We start from the raw sequence: 20,715 nt of genomic DNA, 5'->3' as shown, positions 1-20,715 counted from the left end.
ACCCAAAACAAAAAAGCATGAGGTGTGTTCCACCTCATGCTGTCGAATCTTATTTTTTCTCAGCGAGCCAAGCAGCGACCGCTGTGATTTCTTCGTCTTTTTCAATGACGTTCGCAGGCATCGCGCCTTGACCGTTTCGAATGACGTTTTCAATCTCTTCTGCCGACAGACGAGCACCGACTTGCTCGAGTGACGGACCACTCATTCCTTCAAGGTTCGCACCGTGACATGCCGCACAGTTTTGTGCGTATACCGCTTCCGCGTCAACCGATGCCGTGTTCGAGCCCGAATCCCCGTTGCTCGATGTATCCTCTTCTTCACCGCCGCCACATGCGCCGAGTGTCAGCATGGCGCCGAGGCCGATGGCCATCATCCATTTTTTCATAACCACGTTCCCCTCCTAAGTTGTAGAAATGACCTACATTTACCATTATAGCCGTTAACGTATGCTTTCTAACCTAATCTCACGAAAAGTACACAAAGATTCCACAAATTACGGTACGTTGATGTAACGCTTATCGGACGTAAACCCTTGTCCTAGCACCTCATGTGCCTCACTGAAGACAAGGAATGCCTCCGGGTCAATCCGACGGATGATTTCCTTCAATCGACTCACTTCGCTCTGACGGACAACAATCATGAGCATCGGACGGTCAAGACGAGAGTATGCTCCGATTGCTTGGATCTCTGTCGCACCACGGTCAAGTTCCTCGAAGACGGCCCGGACGATGAAGTCTCGCTTCTCCGAGATGACGTAAGCCATCTTGTCCTGTGTGAACCCGAGCTGGACGAAGTCGATCATCTTGACCGTGATGAATAATGCGATGAGTGCATAGAGTCCGGTCGTAAACGAGAACGTCAAGGCCGCGGTCAAGACGACCATGCCATCGAGGATGGCGATACAGAGATAGAGCGGGATGTGCGTGAACTTATGTAAGATCTGAGCGATCAAGTCCATTCCCCCTGTCGAGGCGCGTCCACGGAAGATGAGTCCGAGTCCGACACCGACGCCGACACCACCGAAAATGGCCGCGAGGAGCGTATCGTCCACGGCCGCACCGGCATCGATCGCCTCATAGAAAAGAATGACACCCGGTAAGAAGACGGAGCCGACGAGCGACTTCACACCGAAACCGAGTCCGAGGATGGCCCACCCGATAATCAGAAGTAACACGTTCGCCACGAGCTGGAACGCCCCGGGCGAGATGCCGAACAGTTCATACGTGATGACCGAGATCCCGCTCACCCCACCTGATGCCAGATTGTTCGGCAACAGAAATAAGCTGAAGGCCGAGGCGACGAACATCGAGCCGGTCAACAAATACAGATAGTCTTTGACGATTTGCTTCATTAAAGAAAGTCTCCTTTACACACAACATGGCCCAAAGACGGGTGTCTTTGAGCCACATGCATCACATATTTGTTTTACGAAGGTAGGCATCGATGAACGGCATGACATCCCCGTCCATGACCCCACTCGTGTTTCCGACCTCATAGTTCGTCCGGTGGTCTTTGACCATCGAGTACGGGTGGAAGACATACGAACGAATTTGGCTACCCCAACCGATGTCCGTCTTCTCCCCACGGATCTCGTCGAGTTTGCGTTGCTGCTCGTCGAGTTCGCGTTGGTACAATTTCGCTTTCAACATCTTCATCGCCGACTCACGGTTCTTGATCTGTGAGCGCTCAGTCTGACATGACACGACGACACCCGTCGGCACGTGCGTAATTCGGACGGCAGAGTCCGTCGTGTTGATGTGCTGACCGCCGGCACCCGACGCGCGGTACGTGTCGATGCGGAGGTCCTCTGTCCGTACTTCGATCTCGATGTCGTCATCGAATTCCGGCATGACGTCACATGACACGAACGACGTGTGACGACGACCTGACGAATCAAACGGCGAGATGCGGACTAAACGGTGAATCCCTTTTTCCGCTTTCAAGTAGCCGTATGCGTTATGTCCGATGATGCGGAGCGTGACCGACTTGACGCCCGCCTCTTCACCCGGGAGGTAATCGACCGTTTCGACTTTCCAGCCTTGTTTGTCCGCGAAACGTTGATACATCCGAAGGAGCATCGATGCCCAGTCCTGTGACTCGGTACCGCCCGCACCTGGGTGCAATTCAAGGATGGCGTTGTTCGCATCATATGGTCCGTTCAAGAGGATCTCGAGTTCGAAGTCATCAAACTCCTTCTTGAGCGCTTGAATCGATTCCCCAAGCTCTTCTTGCATCTCGGCGTCCGGTTCTTCCTTGATGAGTTCGAGCGTCACTTCGCCGTCCTCATGTTGGTTCGCGAGGTCTTGATACTTGTCGACCATCGCTTTGAGACCGTTTGACTCGTCGATGACTTTTTGAGCCTTCTCCTGGTTGTCCCAGAAGTCAGGATACGTCATCTCGTTCTCGAGCTCGGCGATACGTGCTTCCTTCTCTGTCAAGTTGAGAGACGCTCTGTAATTCTCGAGGCGTTTCGCCATCGCCTCTAGTTCGTTCCGAATATCTGAAATTTCCATAGTGTGATTCACCTTTCCGTAGGAAAGAGGCGAGCGGACCCGCCTCTTCAATAATTAAGCCTGTTGTCTACCGTGACAGTTCTTGAACTTCTTACCAGAACCGCACCAGCACGGGTCGTTCCGGCCGATGCTGTCTTCTTTCGAACGACGGACCGGTTTCTTCTTGACCGGTGCATCGCTCTTGCCAGAGACGGCAACTTCCTCTTCGACGACTTTCTCGCGTCGGAGGTTGTCCCCGACTTCGGCACGAAGGACGAAGCCTGTCACTTCTTCTGCGATTGCCGCATTCATCGCGTCGAACATGTTGATCCCTTCCGCTTGGTACTCACGAAGCGGATCGTTCTGTCCGTAGGCGCGGAGATGAATCCCTTGACGCAACTGGTCCATATGGTCGATATGGGACATCCAGTGCGAGTCGACGGCACGGAGCACGATGATCTTCTCGAACTCATTGAAGCGTTCCGGTGGCGCGAGTTCACGTTTCGCCTCGTACTGCTCGTTCACGCGCTCCATGAGAAGCTCGATGATTTCTTCACGCTCTTTGCCGTAGAAGTCTTTGCCTTCGACCGTCTTCTCGAGCGCGAGCGTCTGGTTGGCCCAGTGCGCGAGCTCGTCGATGTTCCATTCTTCCGGTACGAGTTCGATCGGCGTGTATTGGCCGACACCGAGTTCGACCGTCTGCGCCATCATCGAACGAACGATATCCGTGACCGACTCGTTCTCGAGGATGCTCGAACGGTCCTTATACATGACCTTCCGTTGGTCGGCCATGACGTTGTCGTAACCGAGAAGCTGCTTCCGCGCATCGTAGTTGTTTCCTTCGACACGTTTTTGCGCTGACTCGACCGCTTTCGAGACCATGCGGCTCTCAATCGGTTGCGTGTCATCCATCCCGAGACGCTCCATCATGCTTTGGAGGCTATCCGTTCCGAAGCGACGCATGAGCTCATCTTCGAGTGACAAGTAGAACTGGGATTTACCCGGGTCCCCTTGACGGCCCGCACGACCACGTAGCTGGTTATCGATTCGGCGTGATTCGTGACGCTCTGTCCCGATGATGTAAAGACCACCGAGGTCGATGACACCTTCTCCGAGCTTGATGTCGGTACCACGACCGGCCATGTTCGTCGCAATCGTGACGGAACCTTTTTGACCGGCGTTCTCGATGATTTCCGCCTCACGCGCGTGGTTCTTCGCGTTTAAGACATCGTGACGAATCTTCTTCTTCGTCAAAAGCTTGCTCAAGTATTCAGACGTCTCGACGGCGACCGTACCGACGAGGATTGGTTGGCCCGTCGCGTGGACTGCCGAAATCTCCTCGACGACGGCTTTGAACTTGCCTTCCATCGATTTGAAGATGAGGTCTGCCTTGTCATCGCGAAGGATCGGTTTGTTCGTCGGGATCGTCACGACCTGCATGTTGTAGATGTTACGGAACTCTTCTTCCTCTGTCTTCGCCGTACCGGTCATCCCGGCAAGCTTCTCGTACATCCGGAAGTAGTTCTGATACGTGATCGTCGCGAGCGTCATCGATTCGCGTTGAATCTCGACGCCTTCTTTCGCCTCGATCGCCTGGTGAAGACCTTCCGAGTAGCGGCGTCCGTCCATGACACGACCCGTGAATTGGTCGATGATCATGACTTGCCCCTCACGTACCATATAGTCGATATCGTGATGCATGACCGCGTTCGCACGAAGGGCGAGTCCGACGTGGTGGTTGACGGCGACGTGTTCGATTGCGAACAGGTTGTCGATGCCGAAGAACTTCTCGGCGAGGTCGACCCCTTGGTCCGTCAAGAGGACCGACTTCGTCTTCACGTCGACCGTGTAATCGTCTTCCTCTTTCAACGTACGGACGAACGCATCCGCGCGTGTGTAGAGTTCGGTCGATTTTTGAGCCGATCCCGAGATGATGAGCGGAGTACGCGCCTCATCGACGAGGATCGAGTCGACTTCATCGACAATCGTGTAGTAGAGCTCACGTTGAACACGGTCTTCCTTATAAAGGACCATGTTGTCACGGAGGTAGTCGAATCCGAGCTCGTTGTTCGTCGAGTACGTGATATCACAATTATAGGCCGCTTGTTTCTCGACACGGTCCATGTTCGACACGTTGAGGCCGACTGAAAGACCGAGTGCGAAGTAGAGCGGCTCCATGAGTTCTTTATCTCGTTTCGCCAAATATTCGTTGACCGTTACGACGTGTACGCCACGGCCAGTAAGCGCGTTCAAGTAGACAGGAAGTGTCGCGACGAGCGTCTTCCCTTCACCGGTTTTCATTTCGGCGATGTCGCCGTTATGGAGCACATAGCCCCCGATGAGCTGGACACGGTAATGACGCATCCCGAGCACACGCTCCGATGCCTCACGACAGACCGCGAACGCCTCCGGCAAGAGGTCGTCAAGTGTCTCGCCTTTTGCCAGACGTTCCCGGAACTCTTCCGTCTTCGCCTGAAGCTGTTCGTCGGACAATGCTTTGATTGGTTCGGCGAACGACTCGATCAAGTCGGCCGCTTTCTCTGCTTTTTTCAACATTCGTTTCTGTGGAGCAAATAACTCTTTCAAAAAGTTCGCCATACTCATATCTCCTCTGCACTCACTAAAAAATGCATGTTTTTTCCCTAATGTACAGTTTAACCGAAGTGGTGCCACCTTTCAAGGAAAGGCAAAAGGAAACGACCCCCCGAAGCCGGGAGGTCGTGTAGTGTCAAGTTTATTATTCAGGTTCGATCAAGCCGTACTTCCCATCTTTACGACGGTAGACGACGTTCGTGTTGCCCGTTTCTGCGTCTGAGAAGACGAAGAAGCTGTGACCGAGCATATCCATTTGAAGAATCGCCTCTTCCGTGTCCATCGGTTTCAACGTGAAGCGTTTCGTCCGCACGAGTTCGAGTTCTGCCTCGTCCTCATCGTAGACGGCCGGTGTATCATCAGGTCCTTCTAAAGACTTGAAGTACTCGCCGACGCCACCTTCTTTCCCGCGTCCTTTACGGTTGAGTTTCGTTTTGTGTTTACGGATTTGACGTTCCAATTTATCGACGACGAGGTCGATTGCCGCATACATGTCGAGGTTGATGTCCTCAGCACGGAGCAACAAGTTCGGCATCGGGATCGTCACTTCCACTTTTTGTTTCTCGTTATACACTTTCAAGTTGACGTAAGCCGTCTGTGCATCCGTAGGAGTTGTGAAATACCGAGTCAACTTCTCCAGCTTTTTCTCGACATAGTCTTTGATTGCTGGTGTGACCTCAATGTTTTCGCCGCGAATGTTATAAATCATCTGAACTCCTCCTTAGAAATAACCGCTTGAACCAATGATTCGTCGAACGAGACGGAATCTCCTGCTTCATTTCTTAAAAAAGAAAGGGGAACCAGGTGGCTCACTCATATTATACCCCGAAAACGCCGCGATTGAAAACGTTATCATCAGAAAATAATGACAATTTTGTTCCGAATTCAACATTTCCTAGAACGAGCGAAAGGTATAGAAAGAAAATACCCATTCCATTCATTTTTAAACGCCTTTTTTTATTATGTAGAAAAAATAAAAGCCGACTCCAAAGGGAGCCGGCTTCGTGGTTTGAAATTATAATTTTACAACGTTAGCCGCTTGTGGGCCACGCTCGCCATCAACGATTTCAAACTCTACATCTTGACCTTCGTCAAGTGATTTGTAGCCTTCAGATTGGATTGCTGAGAAGTGTACGAACACGTCTTTGCCGCCTTCAACTTCGATGAATCCAAAACCTTTTTCTGAGTTAAACCATTTTACTTTACCTACCATGTGTAAATCCATTCCTTTCACCATTGGAGAATACAGAGGATTGTCCTCTACGGCTAATCTTACCACCTTCTTGTAAGCGTGACAAATACTTTCTCAAATATTTGTAAACGTTTCGTCATTTGGCTTTCATTGGAATTATATTTCCCTACTTTTCATATTGTCTTGTTGAATTTACATTTTTTGTGATATATCATTGAAGGGATGATTTAGGTTTGTGCCGTTTGTCTTTAGCCGATCCTGAAAATCTAATACGAGGAGGATGGTGCAGCGTATGCGCTCCTACTATTCTGAGGAAAAATATCGCATCACAAAGCGAACCGTGGCGATTCTCCCTTGCTTTGACATCATGAAGCAGTCACGGGTCATTCTCGAGGATGGCACCGAGATTTCAACCCCGCTCCGGCCGTACCAGTTGTTGCAACTTTCTTGCCGCCAGTACAACAGCTCGATCGAGGAAAGAATCTTCATCGCCAAACGCGTCGCCGGCGTAAAAGGGAAAGTCCCTGTCGTGATTGAACCGACAACTGGACTCGTCTTCTTCCCGACGAAGTCTCCAAAACGAGACGATTGTGAATGGTATGCCTGGTCCCATATTCGAGACATACTGAACATTGAGGGTGAGCCGAACGGGCTTGTCCTCACGACTGATGGACATCAAATCCAAACGAACGCAACACCGTACGTCCTCCGGAACCAGCTCAAAGCGACAGGTGAACTTGTCGCCCGGTTCCAACAATTGAACGCGAACCCCGTGCTCGAGTCCTGACACGCCTTCCGTCGAAAAGACGGAAGGTTTTTTTCTATTGTATCGCTTCATTTTTTTAAAAAGAGGTCGATATTATGGTCGAGGTGACAAACATGCAAATTCAAGCCCAAGCGACCGCCGTCAGTTCGGTCTTACCAGGCATCCAGACGAACCGGACGTACAAGGCCGAACTCGTCAAACAAACAGGACCCGACTCCGCGATTGTCAAGATCAACGGTGAAGAAGTCGAGGTCACATTTAAAGATGGGCTTCCGAAAACGAACCCGTTCCAAGTGACGCTCGCCGAACAGGACGGCGTCTTGATGGCGACCGTCGTTCCTCCAAAGGAAGAGACACTTGAATCCGCACCACCTGCGTCCGCGTCGTCAAAGCTTGATGCGAAGATTCAGACGCTCCTCGCTTCCCTTCCACCTGAAGTACGAAGCGCGGTCAGCCGTCTGCTACAATCCGGACGCTTGCCGATGAACGAAGACACGGTACGCCTTCTCGAGACGGCGTTCAAAGGGGACATGCGGGACGTCATCCTACATTTGAAGACGCTCGACACTCCGACCGTTCCTCGTGAGATGGCTCGGGAAATCGCCGTCCTCTCTTTGAACGAAGCGAAACAACAGATCACACCGCCGGCGCCGAACGCTCCTTACCCACAAAAAGAGCGGTATGTCGAACTCGTCAATCTGTCACGTCCCGTGAGTGAACGCGTCACGCCGACACCGGAAACGATTGACCGGGTCATCCGTGACCTCACGCCGACGACACCGATATCATCGCGTCCGATTGAATCTGAATCGCGCCAAGCGATGCCGCTTCCTCCAATCAACGGGAAGCAAGTGATGGTGAAGGAAGTGACGTCACATCTAGCGACCGTCACGAACACGTTCCGAAACGAGCAGGCGACCGTCACGAAACAACTCGGACAAGTTGCTACGTTGATCGAGACGAACCCGCATGCGGCACGCCCTGCCCTCGAGACCGTCTCGACCCGTCTGACACAACTCGTCCAAAAGACGGACGCCTTGCTTCATACCGACGTGACTCAAGAGAAGCAATTGGTCGCCATGACGGCCAAACTCGACGTCGCGTTGTCGTTGCTTGCGACGAAACCACAAGAGAGTGCGACACTCGTCAAAGAGGTCCGAGCGGCACTGAATGATTTCCGTTATGCGCCGAACCAGACACGCATCGAATATATCCCACACGGGGCGACACGTGCCGGCGAGATGCCGACCGTCGCGCCACTCAAGCTCGATTCGACATTATCTGGACGACACATCCAGGAAGTAGCGCAACGTGTGCAGACACAGGCACAGCTCGCCCAAGCGACGTCCAATACGCCGACATCAGCTTTATCGGTACGTGGAGATACGACGAACCCCGAGGCGCAACGCCTCGCCTCGTTCTTCCAAGTCCAACAGACGCTCAACCGCCTTGATGGCGGTCAGCTCCATCAACTCTTGTTCGCCCTACCGGCAAAAGTTCAAGAGATCGACACCGGAATCCATGTTCATATCCAAAACCGGGAGGCCGGGGACGTTGTCGACTGGGAGAACAGTGTCCTCTACATTCGTTTAGAGACCCCACGTCTTGGAGAAATTGGTGTCAAACTCGAAGCAAAAGATCGAAACCTCCGACTCACACTCGAGCACGACGATTCGACGGTCGAGCGACTCGCTCGTCCCCTTCTCGGGAAAATCGAACAAACGCTCGAGACAATTGGATATAAGAGTGTGACGACCCAGTTCAAACCGCTCACGAAAGCTGATCGTGTCATCGAAGAGCCTACGGTAGCACCGACGACAGGATATGACTTTAGAATTTAGGAGGTCCCGATGTACCAACGCATGGATTTGACGAAACGTAAGACGGCCGCGGTCGTCCGCTATGATGAAACGACGGATAAAGCGCCCGTCATCGTCGCCCGCGGGACCGGAGCCGTCGCTGAAAAGATTTTACAGGAAGCACGTGCCCGAGGAGTAGCGGTCGAGAACGACCATTCCTTGCTTGGCCATTTGCTCGACCTTGATCTAGGAGACGCCATCCCACCCCAACTTTATGATGTGATGGCAGAAGTGTTGTTGTTGATAGAGGAACTTGATTCGATCAAAGGAGAACAAAGATGAATTCAACCCAATTATATGAAATGAGGCCGGAAGAGCTGACTCAGGCGATGCTTCACGCACTCGTCTATCACTATAAACATGCGCAAGATTCGACGATTGCCGAACGAAACCGTCATCTTCGCCAAGCCCGTGAACTTTTAGTCAAACTTCACCAAGGACTCCATGACGGCGGCGGGATTATCGCGGCTCAACTGGATGAAATTTATCTATATATGGCAAACGCAAGCGTCGAAGCTATCATCGACCAGGATAAGGAAAAAATCGCCGAACTACATACGCTCGCAAGTGACCTCGATCAAACATGGGGTGAAGCAATGGAGCGTGCCAAGACCCAACCTGTCACGACTGGAGGAAACCGTTATGAAAATTACGAATAACGTCCAAGCATTAAAAGCGTATACATCTCTTTCCCTGAATCAAGCGTCAATGAAAAAAACGATGGATCGCCTCTCAAGTGGGATTCGCATCAACAAGGCATCTGATGATGCGGCAGGACTCGCCATCTCAGAGAAAATGCGGATGCGCCTCGACTCGCTCTCGATGGCAGAACGCAACACGCTCGACAGTATCTCACTCACGCAGACACTCGAAGGCGGGATGAACGAAACACACGCCCTTCTCCAACGGATGCGTGAATTATCGGTTCAATCAGCAAATGGAACGCTCAGTGAAGACGACGCCAAAGCTGTCCAGGAAGAAATTAACGCGTTGACTGCCGAAGTGACACGAATTGCCGAAACGACGGAATTCAACTCAAAGAAAATTATGAATGGCGAATACATGCAAGGCAATAATACGTTATTCTTCCAAATCGGTGCAGGTAACAATGAAGCCGTCATCTTAAATGTGGAAGATATGCGTGCCCATGCACTCAATATCACGATGACGACACCCGGTGGCGGAGAACTTCCTGCCGTCGACCATGACAACGATTCGACGACACCTACTGAAACGTATTATGCATTGAGTGTATTGACACCTGAGGATGCGGGTGATGCCATTTCAAAATTCGATGCAGCCATCAACAAAGTGTCACTCGAACGTTCAAAACTCGGAGCCATCCAAAATCGCTTGGAGGCGAACGTCAGCGTCGTCGCCATCGGCTCAGAAAACTTAACGGCGTCTGAGTCACGAATCCGTGATGCCGACATGGCCCGTGAAATGATGGACTTCGCACGTCTAAACATTTTGAACCAGTCCGGCATGGCGATGATTGCCCAGTCGAACGCATTGCCGCAAGGCGTGTTACAATTATTGAACTAACCTAAAGAAAGGACGGTTGCCCATATGGACATTCGTCGCATCATGGAGACGCAATCGCTCCTCGGCTCAAGTAAGGCAAAGCGCGCCGAAGTCGAACCCGGTGTCTCCTTCCAAAATGTGATCGGTCAGAAGCGCGAAGATCGAGAGCATGAACGCTTCCAACGTCAAATCGCTGCGATTCATGAACAAGGAGAACTTCTAGCTGAAAGTCAGACTGTCGAAGCGCTTGCCGAATACAAACAAATGATTAAAGACTTTATGAAAGAGGCCGTAGACGCGGCACTCCGTCTCGAAGATAAACGCGGATTCAATCGCCGCGGGCGCGCGAAGATTTATAAGGTCGTCGAACAAGTCGACCAAAAACTCCTCGCGCTGACAGATCAGGTCATCTCGGGTGAGGCCTCTCGCCTTTCCCTACTCGACCAAGTCGGTGAAATTCGCGGATTGCTCGTCAATGTCTATGTGTGAGGTGTCGAGATGGCAGAACATTTGTTTTTGAAGAAAGTCAAATGTCCGTATTGTTTACAAGAAAGTAAGACGAACCGTGTCTTATCACGTCACATCCGTCCACTCGAAGTTGAGAAGGATGGCTACACAACGTATGATGGACCGAATCCTTATTTATACGAACCGACCGTCTGTGACCATTGTCACCTCGTCTTCCACGACTCGTTCGACAAGGTGCGCAAACATAACCGAGAAGCGCTTGAGACGAACTACTTCAATCAAGTGAATCCGGATGTGTTGAAAGGCGACCGTTCATATGAGCACGTCATCCTTCTCTATAAGTTCGCCGTCATGACGGCCCAATTGAGCGGACAAAAACCATCTGTCATCGCTATGCTCGGGATGCGAATCGTATGGATGTATCGATTGATTGGGGATGTAGCGTCTGAAAAAGAATGGATGCAGCGAACGCTCGATAAATACAATGAGGTGCAAGAAGCCTATACAGACCCGATTCGGACCGGATTACCGTACGACCAGCTCATGTTGCGGATTGCCGATTTGTCGGCCGCGCTCGACTACTACGAGGACGCGCGTCGCTGGTATGGGATTCTCCTCAACAGTAAGGAAGTATCGGAGCGCATCCGGAACCAGGCCCGTGATCATTGGGAAGAGTTTCGATTGGAACATGCCTAATCAGAAGTGTGGGACCTTGTGTCTCACACTTTTTGAATACAAAAAATCGCGCTCTTCCACTCACGGACAAATGCAATCAACACAATTGATGAATAAGAGATCCACGCAACATTGACTACCCAGTACCCTCATGTCGACTATGCGGTGACGTCTTGCAGGATGTATCCCATGGAATCTCAATTGCTATAACATTAATTTAATTTTTAGTGGGATAGATATGGGGTATATTCAAAGCAGATACATACGAAGAGGAGGATCTTTTCATGTTTGAAACGCAATATCTCGATACCGTACGTGCTACGTTTAAAAGCCAGAAACAACTCGCTGAGCGCGCGCTCGTCCAAGTGAGTGAAGAGGACCTGCACAAGACACTTGCGTCGGACACACTCTCGCTCGCCTTGATCATCCAGCACATGGCGAATAACATGAAGTCGCGTTGGACCGATTTTTTGACGACAGACGGCGAGAAGCCGGACCGTGACCGGGACGCCGAGTTCGAGGACCAGCAGCTATCCCGTGCGGAGCTCATGGAGGTTTGGGACGAGCGTTGGCAACTGTTGGATAATGTTTTAGCTGATTTGACACCAGATGACTTAGGGAAGAACGTGATGATTCGAGGGGAAGCCCATTCCGTGATTGACGCGATCGAACGCCAAGTGTCGCATTATGGGTATCATGTCGGACAAATCGTCTATCTGTCGAAGCTATTCGCCGGGAGCGACTGGGATGTGTTGTCGATTCCGTTGCCGCATCAGCGTAAATAACAATTCCTGTTGCAACACTTCAACGAGATATTATTTCAATGAAGCACTTTTTTGGACATCAAGACAATTGAATCAGTCAACTTTAATGGGGGTTACAAAATGGATATGACTTTAAAGCAATTACCTGAAACTGAAATTGCATTTATCAGACGTACGGGTAGCTATTTTGAACCACAAGAACATTGGGGGAAATTAATACATTGGGCGACGGAACACAACCTTTACCCTCCATCAAGTCAATTTATCGGTATTTCATTAGATAATCCGAACGATGTTGATCCTCATGAATGTAGACATGATGCTTGTGTCACAGTTCCTAAAAACTTTGATAAAACAGGGCACGGGGAGATACAATTTAAAATGCTAGAAGGTGGTCAATACATCGTGCACCATTTCTACGATACTCCAGAAAAACTGAGTGAGACGTATAAATATATTTTTGAAGAATGGTTACTAGAGCGCGAATATTCAGTGGACGAATCTAGAAATACCTTGGAGTTCAATTTGAACAATCCAGCTGAAGATCCCGACGGAAAATCTAAAGTCGATTTATATGTACCCATTAAGAATTAAGATTTTACAAAATGAAAAAATTAAGATACAAGGAACTCTCAAAATATGAGAATCCCTTCTTATGTTCTCTATGCTAACCACTATGCTTATTGTGTAGTAATAATCAACCATGAGACTAGGCGTACCGATTTTATTCGGCACGCCTAGTCTTATTTTGTCACGTTAAGTGTATATTCGTAGCGGTCTTCTGCCACTTTGTCGAAGTTCTCGTTGAATGGTCCATCGATGACGACTTTCAAGTCCGTCAGCTCTTCTGGTTTTGCTTTCACGAAGAAGAGGACGTTCCCTTCTTTCTTCACCTTTCCTAAAAATTCTCCACCGACGTCATCTGAGAACCATAAATCCGAAGACACCTGTTCCCCTGTGTTCGTCACCAGTGTTGCCTGGTTCGGATGGAAGCTCATCGTCTCGTCGACCGTATTCTCGACCAACATGTTCATCGCGACGACCGTCACCTCTTCTTGTCCATCGAATGAGTCGCTATAAGCTTCTGCGACCGTGAGGCGTGACGTCTGTACTTTGTCGATGGCGAATTGAATCGGACCCATCGTCTCCGTGATCGTGAGTGCCTTATTCTTCATGTAGATCTTGTTCGTACCGAGTTCACTTTCTTGGACGTCCGTCTCTTCAACAGTCGTCTCCTCTGGTACGTTCGCTTCCGCCTCTACCACTTCTTCCGTATCCGTCGCCGTCGTCTTCAGTTCGTCTGCTTCCCCGCAACCGACAAGTAGTGCGAGCGGTACCGCCACCAGTAAGCCAAATCGTTTCATGTTCATCTTCATCTCTCCCTTTTCTTAATCCAAGTGATGTTGTGGTTAAGACGAATATAACGAATTGACAAACCGAACCGTATTAAGAAAAAGTTCCAGGTAAAATAAAAGTCAAGGTCCATAATCGGACCTTGACATGTATACTTATCCTCTTGATTTCAGCTCTTCTTCCTCGTATGGGTCAGGACGATCCTCAAACGGCGTATCGTCCTCGACGTACGCTTCAAGTTTCGGGTCCCGTTCCACGTATTCATCGTACGCTCCCTCTGGACCATAGACGAAATAACGGCGCTTCCGTGACGATATCTTAGACTCTTTCTCACGCATCTCGTTTCCCTCCCTCTTTCCAGAAAAGAAGCAACGGCTACATTGATGTTTACCCGATTATAGCGGAAAACAGACGTCATTTCATCTATACCCTTTATATGAAACTTTTCCTTTCCACAGCCGTATACATTTACAACGATTCGATGAAAGGAAGATTCATATGCAACTATTGAAAAAAGGAATACTTCGGAGTCTCATTTGGTCGTTGCCATTCGCGATACTTGCTCTCTATCAAGGTTGGTCAGGGAATGCAGAGGCTGTGCATGGAATGTTCATCTACGCAGGAGTCGCCTTCTTCCTCGGGCTCACAAGCGTTATTTATGAAGTCAAACAGTGGTCGTTCAAGAAACAAATCTTCATTCATTGGAGCGTTATGCACGTGACAATCCTACCACTTCTATGGTTCGGTCGGTCTACGCCAATCACATCGTTTCAAGATGCCGCACGTCTCTATTTAAACTTCACGGTGAGTGGTCTGATTTTATTTACCGCTTCTTATTTCATCATCCGCATGCGTCGACAAGTCAAAGCCTCTTAACACAAAAGCTCGAAGGCATATGCCTTCGAGCTTTTTACGTCTGCTGGTCGAATAGACCAGAAAAGTTAGAATCGACGTCTTCATATGGGTCGACATATGATTTGACCGTCTTCCGTTCCATCCGGGCTGTCCCTAGCGTCATCCCTAGACGCTGGTGCTCGGCTTCAATTAGACGAGAAATCTTTTGACTGTCGTCGACGAGTTGCCTGAGGACCGTTTGATCGGCTTTTTCCAAATCGGGACCGTGTGCTGCGAGCAACTGTTCCCGATCATCCAAGAGCTCATGGATTTGTTCCATCCATGTATCATACGTCGGTTCTTCCGGGACTTGTGCGAGCAGTTCTTTCAAGCGTTGCGTCTTTAAGATGATTTCATCAATCGGTCTCATGACTGCTTCGCGAGTTTCATCGCTTCCTTCCACGTATCACGTAGTTCGGTCGTAAAATCAAGTACCTCGTCAAGGATAGCTGTATCGTTCTTGACGTTCGCATCAACGAGGCGGCGCCACATGTAGTCATAGAGCGAATCTAAGTTCGCTGAGACAGCGATGTCTTTATTGAGTGTCAGACGAAGTTCCCGAAAAATAGCTTGCGTCTTTTGAATGTTGACGTTCTTTAAATCAGGGTTACCTTGATCGATTGCAAGCTTGGCGAGGCGCATGAACTTGAGCGCTCCGTCATAAAGCATAAGCGTCAGTTCCTGTGGATTTGCGGTCGTGACCGCATTGTTTTGATATGCTGCATATGGATTGGCTACCATTTAAACTCCTCCTCTTACATGCCTCCGCCTAAAAACTGTGACAGTGATGCCGCTTGAGCATTCGCTTGGTTCATCGCTGTTTCCATCGCTGTGAAACGACGGTAATAGGCGTTTTCTTTATCGACGAGTAAATCATTTAACCGCTTGATACGCGAATCAATATCGGTCATTTCTTTCCCCATCGAATGGGTTTGTGCGCCAGAACCTTCCGCTCCTGCGATTCGTGTAATCGTATCGCGCGAATCTTTGGCAGCATCTCGGATTTGTGGCAATAATCCAGTTTCAGCATCTGTAAACAACTGATATACTTGCTCCGGATCTTTTTCGATAGCCGCTTTTAGCTTTTCTTCATCGAGTTCGATTTTACCACCATTGGTGAAATCCGCTCCAGTCGAAAGACCGATTTGGAACAATCGTGACATGTCGATGTCATTCGATGCAGCAGTAGCACTCGACCATTTGCTCCGAAGATTGTCCATGGTTCCGCGTAAAATCGTATCCCCGCGAAGCATACCGCTCATCGCTTTTTCTTCCCACTTCTTGATTTCGTCTTCAGATAACTCATCACGTTGAGCTTGAGTCAACGGTGAAAACGAACGGAATCGTTCTTCTCGTGTCTTTTTGTTCATGAGGTCGATGGTCTCATTGTATTTATCAACGAACCCTTTAATTCCGTCAAAGATTTTTTGAGTGTCTGTCGCAGAAGACAAGTTTACTTTAGTGCCATCATTGAATGAGGACTTCAATGTGATGGTCATATTATCAATCGTAAAGGTGTTTGAACTTTGGGTCAACGTAATGCCGTTCACATCCACAGATGCATTCGTCCCGGCTACGGATCCATTTAAACCAAATAGTGCTTTAGCTGCAGTGCCTTCAAATTCGATAATCGATTTCACGCCCGTGTCTTTACGTGTTAATGAAATCTGCCCTGAAGTTTGATCAAAGAACGCACTAATTCCCGTCTTCGTGCCATTCAACGCGGTAACGAGATCTTTAAACTTAGCATTCTCATCAACGTATACTGTCTGTAAAGCTCCACCGTCTTCGTTACGGAAACGAACTTGATAGCCAGCTTCATACACGACTTGTGCACCTTCAGGGATTGTCACTCCACTATCGAACGTAATCTTCCCAGTTGCCGCATCGTACGTATGTGCTAACGAAATCGCATTACCATCTTTGTCCGTAAAAGTTGGCGGATTATTCGGTAGCGGTTTCACTACGAGTTCAGTTGTTCCCGCAGTTAACGTTTGTTTCCGAATGCCAACCTCTAACCCGAGTGTCGAAACTGCCGTGTCATTTGTGATGCCTCCACCATTTGCCACCGCTACATGAGAAGCCGAGGTAGCCAACGTCGCTGAATTGATAGTAAGCGAAGCGTTTCCACTTGATGGACCTGCAACGACAGATACACGCGATTCATCAGAGGATGAAGCCGTTTTTGCGTAATAGTTTCGGCTGAACATCATATCGACCGCGCTGTTTCGTAATGCTAACAGTGAACGGTTGACCTCACGATAAGAGTCACGCCGCCATTCGGTCAATTGTTTTTTCTGTTCTAAACGATCTACTGGAATTCGTTCTGCTTGCATCATTTGTTTAATGATACTATCGGTATCGATTCCACTGGCTAATCCGCCAAATCGAATTGGTGATGTCATATGCCCACTCCTTTTTTATATCCGTTCGTCGAATAAATGATTAAACTCCATAAACGCCGCAAAGAAATCCATTGATTTTTTACTTGGGATTTCACGGATTACTTCATTGTTCGCATCGACGATTTGAATATAATAATCATTCAGTTTTTCGTGCTTCATAAATTTCAAGCCGGTACGTTGCTTTTCAAGGACTTGATTCGCCTTCTCGACCGCTGCCTCTAACTTTGTAATGTGTTGAGGCGTCGGAAGAATAACAATACCTTCATCGGCGAGTTGAGTTTGATTGGCCTCAACGAACACATTTTTAGTTTGCTCATACGGTAATACAGAAGAAGGCAAGTGAAGTCTGACTTCAGAAATGGTCGGATTCATAGTCTTCTACTCCCTCACATGTTATGGTCTCATTTCTTATATCGGTCAAAATACTTTTTCCTTAAGTTTCTTCTTTTTTCTCACACATAATAAAGAGACAACGTAATCCGTTGCCTCGACAATCATCTTATTTACTTTATTAAATCAAATCCCAACTCATTGGTGTTCCACGCTCGATATCTTTTCTTGCCACTTTACCAAGAATGGAATCGATATGTTTCGGAGCTAATCCATGTCCCGGACGAATGGACCTGACATGTTCAGTCGTGAAGACTTCCCCAGCTTGAATATCTTTCACAACAAATAACGAACGAGCGAACTCACGATTCTTCACTTTTTTCTCATTTAATTGATAGTCGACGCGACCTAGTGCTTGTTCCGCTTCTCGAACAGAATCGACCATCGCTTTAAACTCATGAGGCTCTAAAGAAAAACTAGCATCTGGGCCGCCAATTGATTTATCTAAAATAAAATGTTTTTCAATCACCTTCGCTCCCAATGCAACGGACACAATCGGTGCAGTGATTCCAAGCGTGTGATCCGATAATCCGACTTCGACACCGAAAGTCTCTTTCATATTTTGTATCGTTACGAGATTCGCATCCTCAACTTTTGCTGGATAGGCTGACGTACATTTCAATAATATGATTTGCTCGTTTCCAACTTTACGACAGACGGATACTGCATCTTCAATTTCTTGAAGCGTTGCAATTCCAGTTGAGATGATGATTGGTTTGTTCTTGGAGGCAACATATTCAATGAGTGGTAGATCAGTGATTTCAAATGAAGCGATTTTGTACGCAGGTACCTGTAAGCTTTCTAATAGATCCACAGCAGTAGGGTCGAAAGGACTTGAGAAGCAAATAATATCCAACTCTTTTGCATAGTCCATCAACTCTTTATGCCACTCCCACGGTGTATAGGCCTCTTGGTACAAGTCATAAAGTGTGCGACCATCCCAGATTGTACCTTGTGTTAGTTGAAAGTACTCTTTACGGCTATCGATTGTAATCGTGTCAGGTGTATATGTTTGAATTTTAATTGCATCAGCACCTGCTTCTTTCGCTGCTTTCATTGTCTGTTTTGCGATTTCAATACTACTGCCATGATTAGCAGATAGTTCGGCAATGATAAATACTTGTTTCGAAAGATTCATGAAGTGTCACCTTTATTCCATTTTATATATGTATGTGAGTAGTTTATTATCATCTTCGTGAGCTTTCATCTCAAAGCCTACTCTTTCGAACGCCTTCTTCGATGCAATGTTTTCATTTGAAATATAGGCTTTTATCTCACGAACATCTTTCAAAACTTGTTGAACCATCATTAGACTTTGTTGAATCAGTGGTTGACTGACTCTTTTTCCTATCAATCTTTCCGATAAGCTGATACTAATGACCGCATGGTTAGTTATTCGTTCGTATCGAATTTGACCTAATACTTGATTCGAATAATCCGTCACAATCAAAAAAAGATATTGTTTCGACAATAAAACTTTTTTGTACCAAATTTGATGTGTTTCCCATAAAATTGACTTTTGATTGATTGAATACTTACGAACATATTTCTGGTTGGATAGTTCAAAAACTTGACGAGAATCTTGTAGCGTTGCTTTTCTTAAAAACAAATTATTTCCTTTGTTATAAAGCAACGAATCAATGATTCGAAGAGGACCGTTTCCATCTAATAGTCCATCATAATTCATCGTTTGCTTAGTTCGAATATGCATTGGGAGCATTCTTTTAAACTCAGTCTGTAAATCTTGAGCAAATGTTGAAGATTCCCATGTCACATTTGAAGAAATTAATTTTCTACTGCGTAACGCAAGCATGTTTCGCTCTTGGTTTTCAGCGATTTTTATTGGAACAAATGGTACTCCCGAGATAATCAATTCATAGATGGTTTGTCCAGCAGCGGTAATCACTAAATCTGAACAACTCATCAATCGTTTCATTTCATGACTGGGTACATATCGATGCAGAATAATATTAGACACGGACAATAGTTCTCGTTCAAGAATAGGGTCATACTTATCTCCAATTAAAATATGAAAAGTAATTTCTGGATGCTTAAAACAAATGAGATGGACAATGGATTGGATAAGTGAAGGTTGTAACGTACCACCTACAGTAATCAAAACATTGGTTACATCCTGCCGGATAAAAGGACGTACCTCTTCTCGAAACGCGTCTCGTAAAATGATATATTTTGGTCCAGCTAAACTTCCGGAGGGTACATCATTTGTACTTAGAGAAGGGTGGACTACAATCCCATCAGGATAATGAATACGATTTGTATCATCTAAAAAGATAGCTGATTTTGAACGTTGAGCGATTACTTGATATAAATCTCTCGTAGCGATGTATGAATCAACGATACAATAAAAATCAGATTGAACGACTCTATACAAATAATCGACGATATACCAATTGATGATTGTACAATACCGGTCCCCAACCAAGTTTCTCAAATCTACATCACTTTGAACAATTAACTCAACTTCTATCCCTCTCCGTTTCACTTCATCATATAAAGCAATACACCTTGTCAGATGTCCAAATCCCGTCCTTTTTCCACCTTCCGTAAAAATCATGACTTTCATAATGTGTCCCTCTTATCTTATTACTTTTTGTTCAATATGCTTATTAATCTCAATTAATTGAGGATCTTCCTTAAATAGCCGAATAATGTCTTCTAAATAAAAGTCATGCTCTCCCTTATAAAGACGACTATAAATTTCAGAAATCAATTTCAAGTCTTCAGGTGTATCCAACGTCCACCGATGCTGAGAATAGTTTGTTTCATTGTCGTAACAAGATACATTATGTTGATGCTGTTCATAGATTAACGGGGTGACATGTTCCTGCTCATAATCTTTTGTTGCATGATGATAAGCAGCGAAGAGGGATTCAAATGAAAACACTTCTACATCTAGACCTCTTGGAAACGTTCGCTCACTTGGCTTGGTCCCTACATTTGTCACAAGATGGTTTGTTGTGTCGCGGTATTGTTGAATCACATGATCGATAATGAAAGGATCTATCAAGGGACAATCTGAAGTGATTCGAATCACCACATCAGCTTCGGCTTCCATAGCTGCCTCATAGTATCGACTCAGTACGTTATCTGAACTTCCTCGATACACACGAACACCATATCGCTTTGCTTCCTCCGACAATACATCGTCTTCACTCAAAGTTGTCGTTGCAACGATGATTTCATCAATTAATTTCGATTGTTTTACTCGAGTAATAACATGGTCAAGCACCGTGCGGCCTTGCAGTTTCATCAATACTTTCCCAGGAAGCCTCGTTGAGCCCATCCGTGCTTGAATAATCGCCACCGTTTTCATAGCCATT

Annotated in this window: 25 protein-coding genes; 10 read left to right on the top strand and 15 right to left on the bottom strand. The window is 47.4% G+C overall.

Translation table 11 applies throughout. The features are described 5' to 3' along the window. Nucleotides 1-49: 49 nt before the first annotated feature. The 6 genes from cccB to cspD form a co-directional block, all read right to left on the bottom strand. Nucleotides 50-385, bottom strand: a complete 336-nt coding sequence (gene cccB / locus IRJ25_RS03325; RefSeq protein WP_031422851.1) for a cytochrome c551 — start codon at nucleotides 383-385, stop codon at nucleotides 50-52. Nucleotides 386-493: 108 nt separating this feature from the next. Then, nucleotides 494-1,351 carry a YitT family protein gene (locus tag IRJ25_RS03320; protein WP_264092771.1) on the bottom strand — a complete coding sequence of 286 codons (858 nt, stop codon included), beginning with the start codon at nucleotides 1,349-1,351 and terminating at the stop codon, nucleotides 494-496. 61 nt (nucleotides 1,352-1,412) lie between these two features. Continuing rightward, nucleotides 1,413-2,513, bottom strand: a complete 1,101-nt coding sequence (prfB, locus tag IRJ25_RS03315) for a peptide chain release factor 2 (RefSeq protein WP_264092772.1) — start codon at nucleotides 2,511-2,513, stop codon at nucleotides 1,413-1,415. A gap of 54 nt (nucleotides 2,514-2,567) precedes the next feature. Continuing rightward, nucleotides 2,568-5,090, bottom strand: coding sequence for a preprotein translocase subunit SecA (gene secA, locus IRJ25_RS03310; protein WP_264092773.1), 2,523 nt, complete (start codon nucleotides 5,088-5,090; stop codon nucleotides 2,568-2,570). Between the two features lie 139 nt (nucleotides 5,091-5,229). Further along, entirely contained in the window at nucleotides 5,230-5,793 is a 564-nt protein-coding gene (gene hpf / locus IRJ25_RS03305) for a ribosome hibernation-promoting factor, HPF/YfiA family (RefSeq protein WP_012726945.1), read from the bottom strand. Between the two features lie 306 nt (nucleotides 5,794-6,099). Beyond that, on the bottom strand, nucleotides 6,100-6,297 hold the full coding sequence (gene cspD, locus IRJ25_RS03300) for a cold-shock protein CspD (RefSeq protein WP_012726946.1): 198 nt from the start codon (nucleotides 6,295-6,297) through the stop codon (nucleotides 6,100-6,102). A gap of 271 nt (nucleotides 6,298-6,568) precedes the next feature. Here cspD and IRJ25_RS03295 point away from each other — a divergent pair, with 271 nt between their 5' ends. From IRJ25_RS03295 to IRJ25_RS03255, 9 genes are all read left to right on the top strand, one after another. Further along, complete coding sequence (locus IRJ25_RS03295) at nucleotides 6,569-7,063, top strand: competence protein ComK (RefSeq protein ID WP_269317780.1); 495 nt, start codon at nucleotides 6,569-6,571, stop codon at nucleotides 7,061-7,063. Nucleotides 7,064-7,137: 74 nt separating this feature from the next. Continuing rightward, nucleotides 7,138-8,883: a hypothetical protein gene (locus IRJ25_RS03290; protein ID WP_269317779.1), complete on the top strand. Its 1,746-nt coding sequence runs from the start codon at nucleotides 7,138-7,140 to the stop codon at nucleotides 8,881-8,883. Between the two features lie 9 nt (nucleotides 8,884-8,892). After that, nucleotides 8,893-9,183: an EscU/YscU/HrcU family type III secretion system export apparatus switch protein gene (locus IRJ25_RS03285; RefSeq protein WP_047795070.1), complete on the top strand. Its 291-nt coding sequence runs from the start codon at nucleotides 8,893-8,895 to the stop codon at nucleotides 9,181-9,183. Beyond that, entirely contained in the window at nucleotides 9,180-9,560 is a 381-nt protein-coding gene (locus IRJ25_RS03280) for a flagellar protein FliS (protein ID WP_159562646.1), read from the top strand. Before IRJ25_RS03285 ends, IRJ25_RS03280 begins: the two co-directional genes overlap by 4 nt. Further along, the gene (locus IRJ25_RS03275; protein ID WP_159562647.1) at nucleotides 9,544-10,446 is read left to right on the top strand and encodes a flagellin N-terminal helical domain-containing protein; all 903 of its coding nucleotides are present in this window, start codon (nucleotides 9,544-9,546) and stop codon (nucleotides 10,444-10,446) included. Before IRJ25_RS03280 ends, IRJ25_RS03275 begins: the two co-directional genes overlap by 17 nt. A 24-nt stretch (nucleotides 10,447-10,470) precedes the next feature. Further along, on the top strand, nucleotides 10,471-10,914 hold the full coding sequence (locus tag IRJ25_RS03270) for a YaaR family protein (protein WP_074036246.1): 444 nt from the start codon (nucleotides 10,471-10,473) through the stop codon (nucleotides 10,912-10,914). A gap of 9 nt (nucleotides 10,915-10,923) precedes the next feature. Beyond that, on the top strand, nucleotides 10,924-11,589 hold the full coding sequence (locus tag IRJ25_RS03265; RefSeq protein WP_214816089.1) for a DUF2225 domain-containing protein: 666 nt from the start codon (nucleotides 10,924-10,926) through the stop codon (nucleotides 11,587-11,589). A gap of 263 nt (nucleotides 11,590-11,852) precedes the next feature. Beyond that, nucleotides 11,853-12,353: a DUF1572 domain-containing protein gene (locus tag IRJ25_RS03260; protein ID WP_264092775.1), complete on the top strand. Its 501-nt coding sequence runs from the start codon at nucleotides 11,853-11,855 to the stop codon at nucleotides 12,351-12,353. Nucleotides 12,354-12,452: 99 nt separating this feature from the next. Next, nucleotides 12,453-12,926 (top strand): AraC family transcriptional regulator, encoded by a 474-nt coding sequence (locus IRJ25_RS03255; RefSeq protein WP_078147329.1) that lies wholly within the window; start codon nucleotides 12,453-12,455, stop codon nucleotides 12,924-12,926. Nucleotides 12,927-13,075: 149 nt separating this feature from the next. Here IRJ25_RS03255 and IRJ25_RS03250 read toward each other — a convergent pair whose 3' ends face one another. Then, nucleotides 13,076-13,702, bottom strand: a complete 627-nt coding sequence (locus IRJ25_RS03250; protein ID WP_078147330.1) for a hypothetical protein — start codon at nucleotides 13,700-13,702, stop codon at nucleotides 13,076-13,078. A 138-nt stretch (nucleotides 13,703-13,840) separates the two neighbouring features. Next, the gene (locus tag IRJ25_RS03245; RefSeq protein ID WP_214690645.1) at nucleotides 13,841-14,023 is read right to left on the bottom strand and encodes a hypothetical protein; all 183 of its coding nucleotides are present in this window, start codon (nucleotides 14,021-14,023) and stop codon (nucleotides 13,841-13,843) included. 160 nt (nucleotides 14,024-14,183) lie between these two features. Between IRJ25_RS03245 and IRJ25_RS03240 the strand changes: the two genes are divergently transcribed. Beyond that, complete coding sequence (locus tag IRJ25_RS03240; RefSeq protein WP_214816080.1) at nucleotides 14,184-14,561, top strand: DUF3021 family protein; 378 nt, start codon at nucleotides 14,184-14,186, stop codon at nucleotides 14,559-14,561. Nucleotides 14,562-14,595: 34 nt separating this feature from the next. Here IRJ25_RS03240 and IRJ25_RS03235 read toward each other — a convergent pair whose 3' ends face one another. From IRJ25_RS03235 to IRJ25_RS03205, 7 genes are all read right to left on the bottom strand, one after another. Then, nucleotides 14,596-14,949 carry a flagellar protein FliT gene (locus IRJ25_RS03235; RefSeq protein WP_159562652.1) on the bottom strand — a complete coding sequence of 118 codons (354 nt, stop codon included), beginning with the start codon at nucleotides 14,947-14,949 and terminating at the stop codon, nucleotides 14,596-14,598. Further along, complete coding sequence (fliS, locus tag IRJ25_RS03230) at nucleotides 14,946-15,320, bottom strand: flagellar export chaperone FliS (protein ID WP_074036234.1); 375 nt, start codon at nucleotides 15,318-15,320, stop codon at nucleotides 14,946-14,948. Before fliS ends, IRJ25_RS03235 begins: the two co-directional genes overlap by 4 nt. Nucleotides 15,321-15,334: 14 nt before the next feature. Next, on the bottom strand, nucleotides 15,335-16,984 hold the full coding sequence (fliD, locus tag IRJ25_RS03225; protein ID WP_269317778.1) for a flagellar filament capping protein FliD: 1,650 nt from the start codon (nucleotides 16,982-16,984) through the stop codon (nucleotides 15,335-15,337). 15 nt (nucleotides 16,985-16,999) lie between these two features. Then, nucleotides 17,000-17,356, bottom strand: coding sequence for a flagellar protein FlaG (locus IRJ25_RS03220; RefSeq protein ID WP_159562655.1), 357 nt, complete (start codon nucleotides 17,354-17,356; stop codon nucleotides 17,000-17,002). 139 nt (nucleotides 17,357-17,495) lie between these two features. Continuing rightward, entirely contained in the window at nucleotides 17,496-18,512 is a 1,017-nt protein-coding gene (pseI, locus tag IRJ25_RS03215) for a pseudaminic acid synthase (RefSeq protein ID WP_269317777.1), read from the bottom strand. A gap of 12 nt (nucleotides 18,513-18,524) precedes the next feature. Further along, entirely contained in the window at nucleotides 18,525-19,958 is a 1,434-nt protein-coding gene (locus IRJ25_RS03210) for a bifunctional UDP-2,4-diacetamido-2,4,6-trideoxy-beta-L-altropyranose hydrolase/GNAT family N-acetyltransferase (RefSeq protein ID WP_269317776.1), read from the bottom strand. 12 nt (nucleotides 19,959-19,970) lie between these two features. Continuing rightward, nucleotides 19,971-20,714, bottom strand: a complete 744-nt coding sequence (locus IRJ25_RS03205; protein WP_269317775.1) for a glycosyltransferase family protein — start codon at nucleotides 20,712-20,714, stop codon at nucleotides 19,971-19,973. Between the last annotated feature and the right edge of the window lies 1 nt (nucleotide 20,715).

Origin of the sequence: Exiguobacterium sp. KJ 601 (genome assembly GCF_027161185.1) — a bacterium.
Taxonomy (GTDB): domain Bacteria; phylum Bacillota; class Bacilli; order Exiguobacteriales; family Exiguobacteriaceae; genus Exiguobacterium; species Exiguobacterium profundum.
The sequence above is the reverse complement of the archived record's forward strand: the minus strand, read 5'-3'. Positions and strand labels throughout refer to the sequence as shown.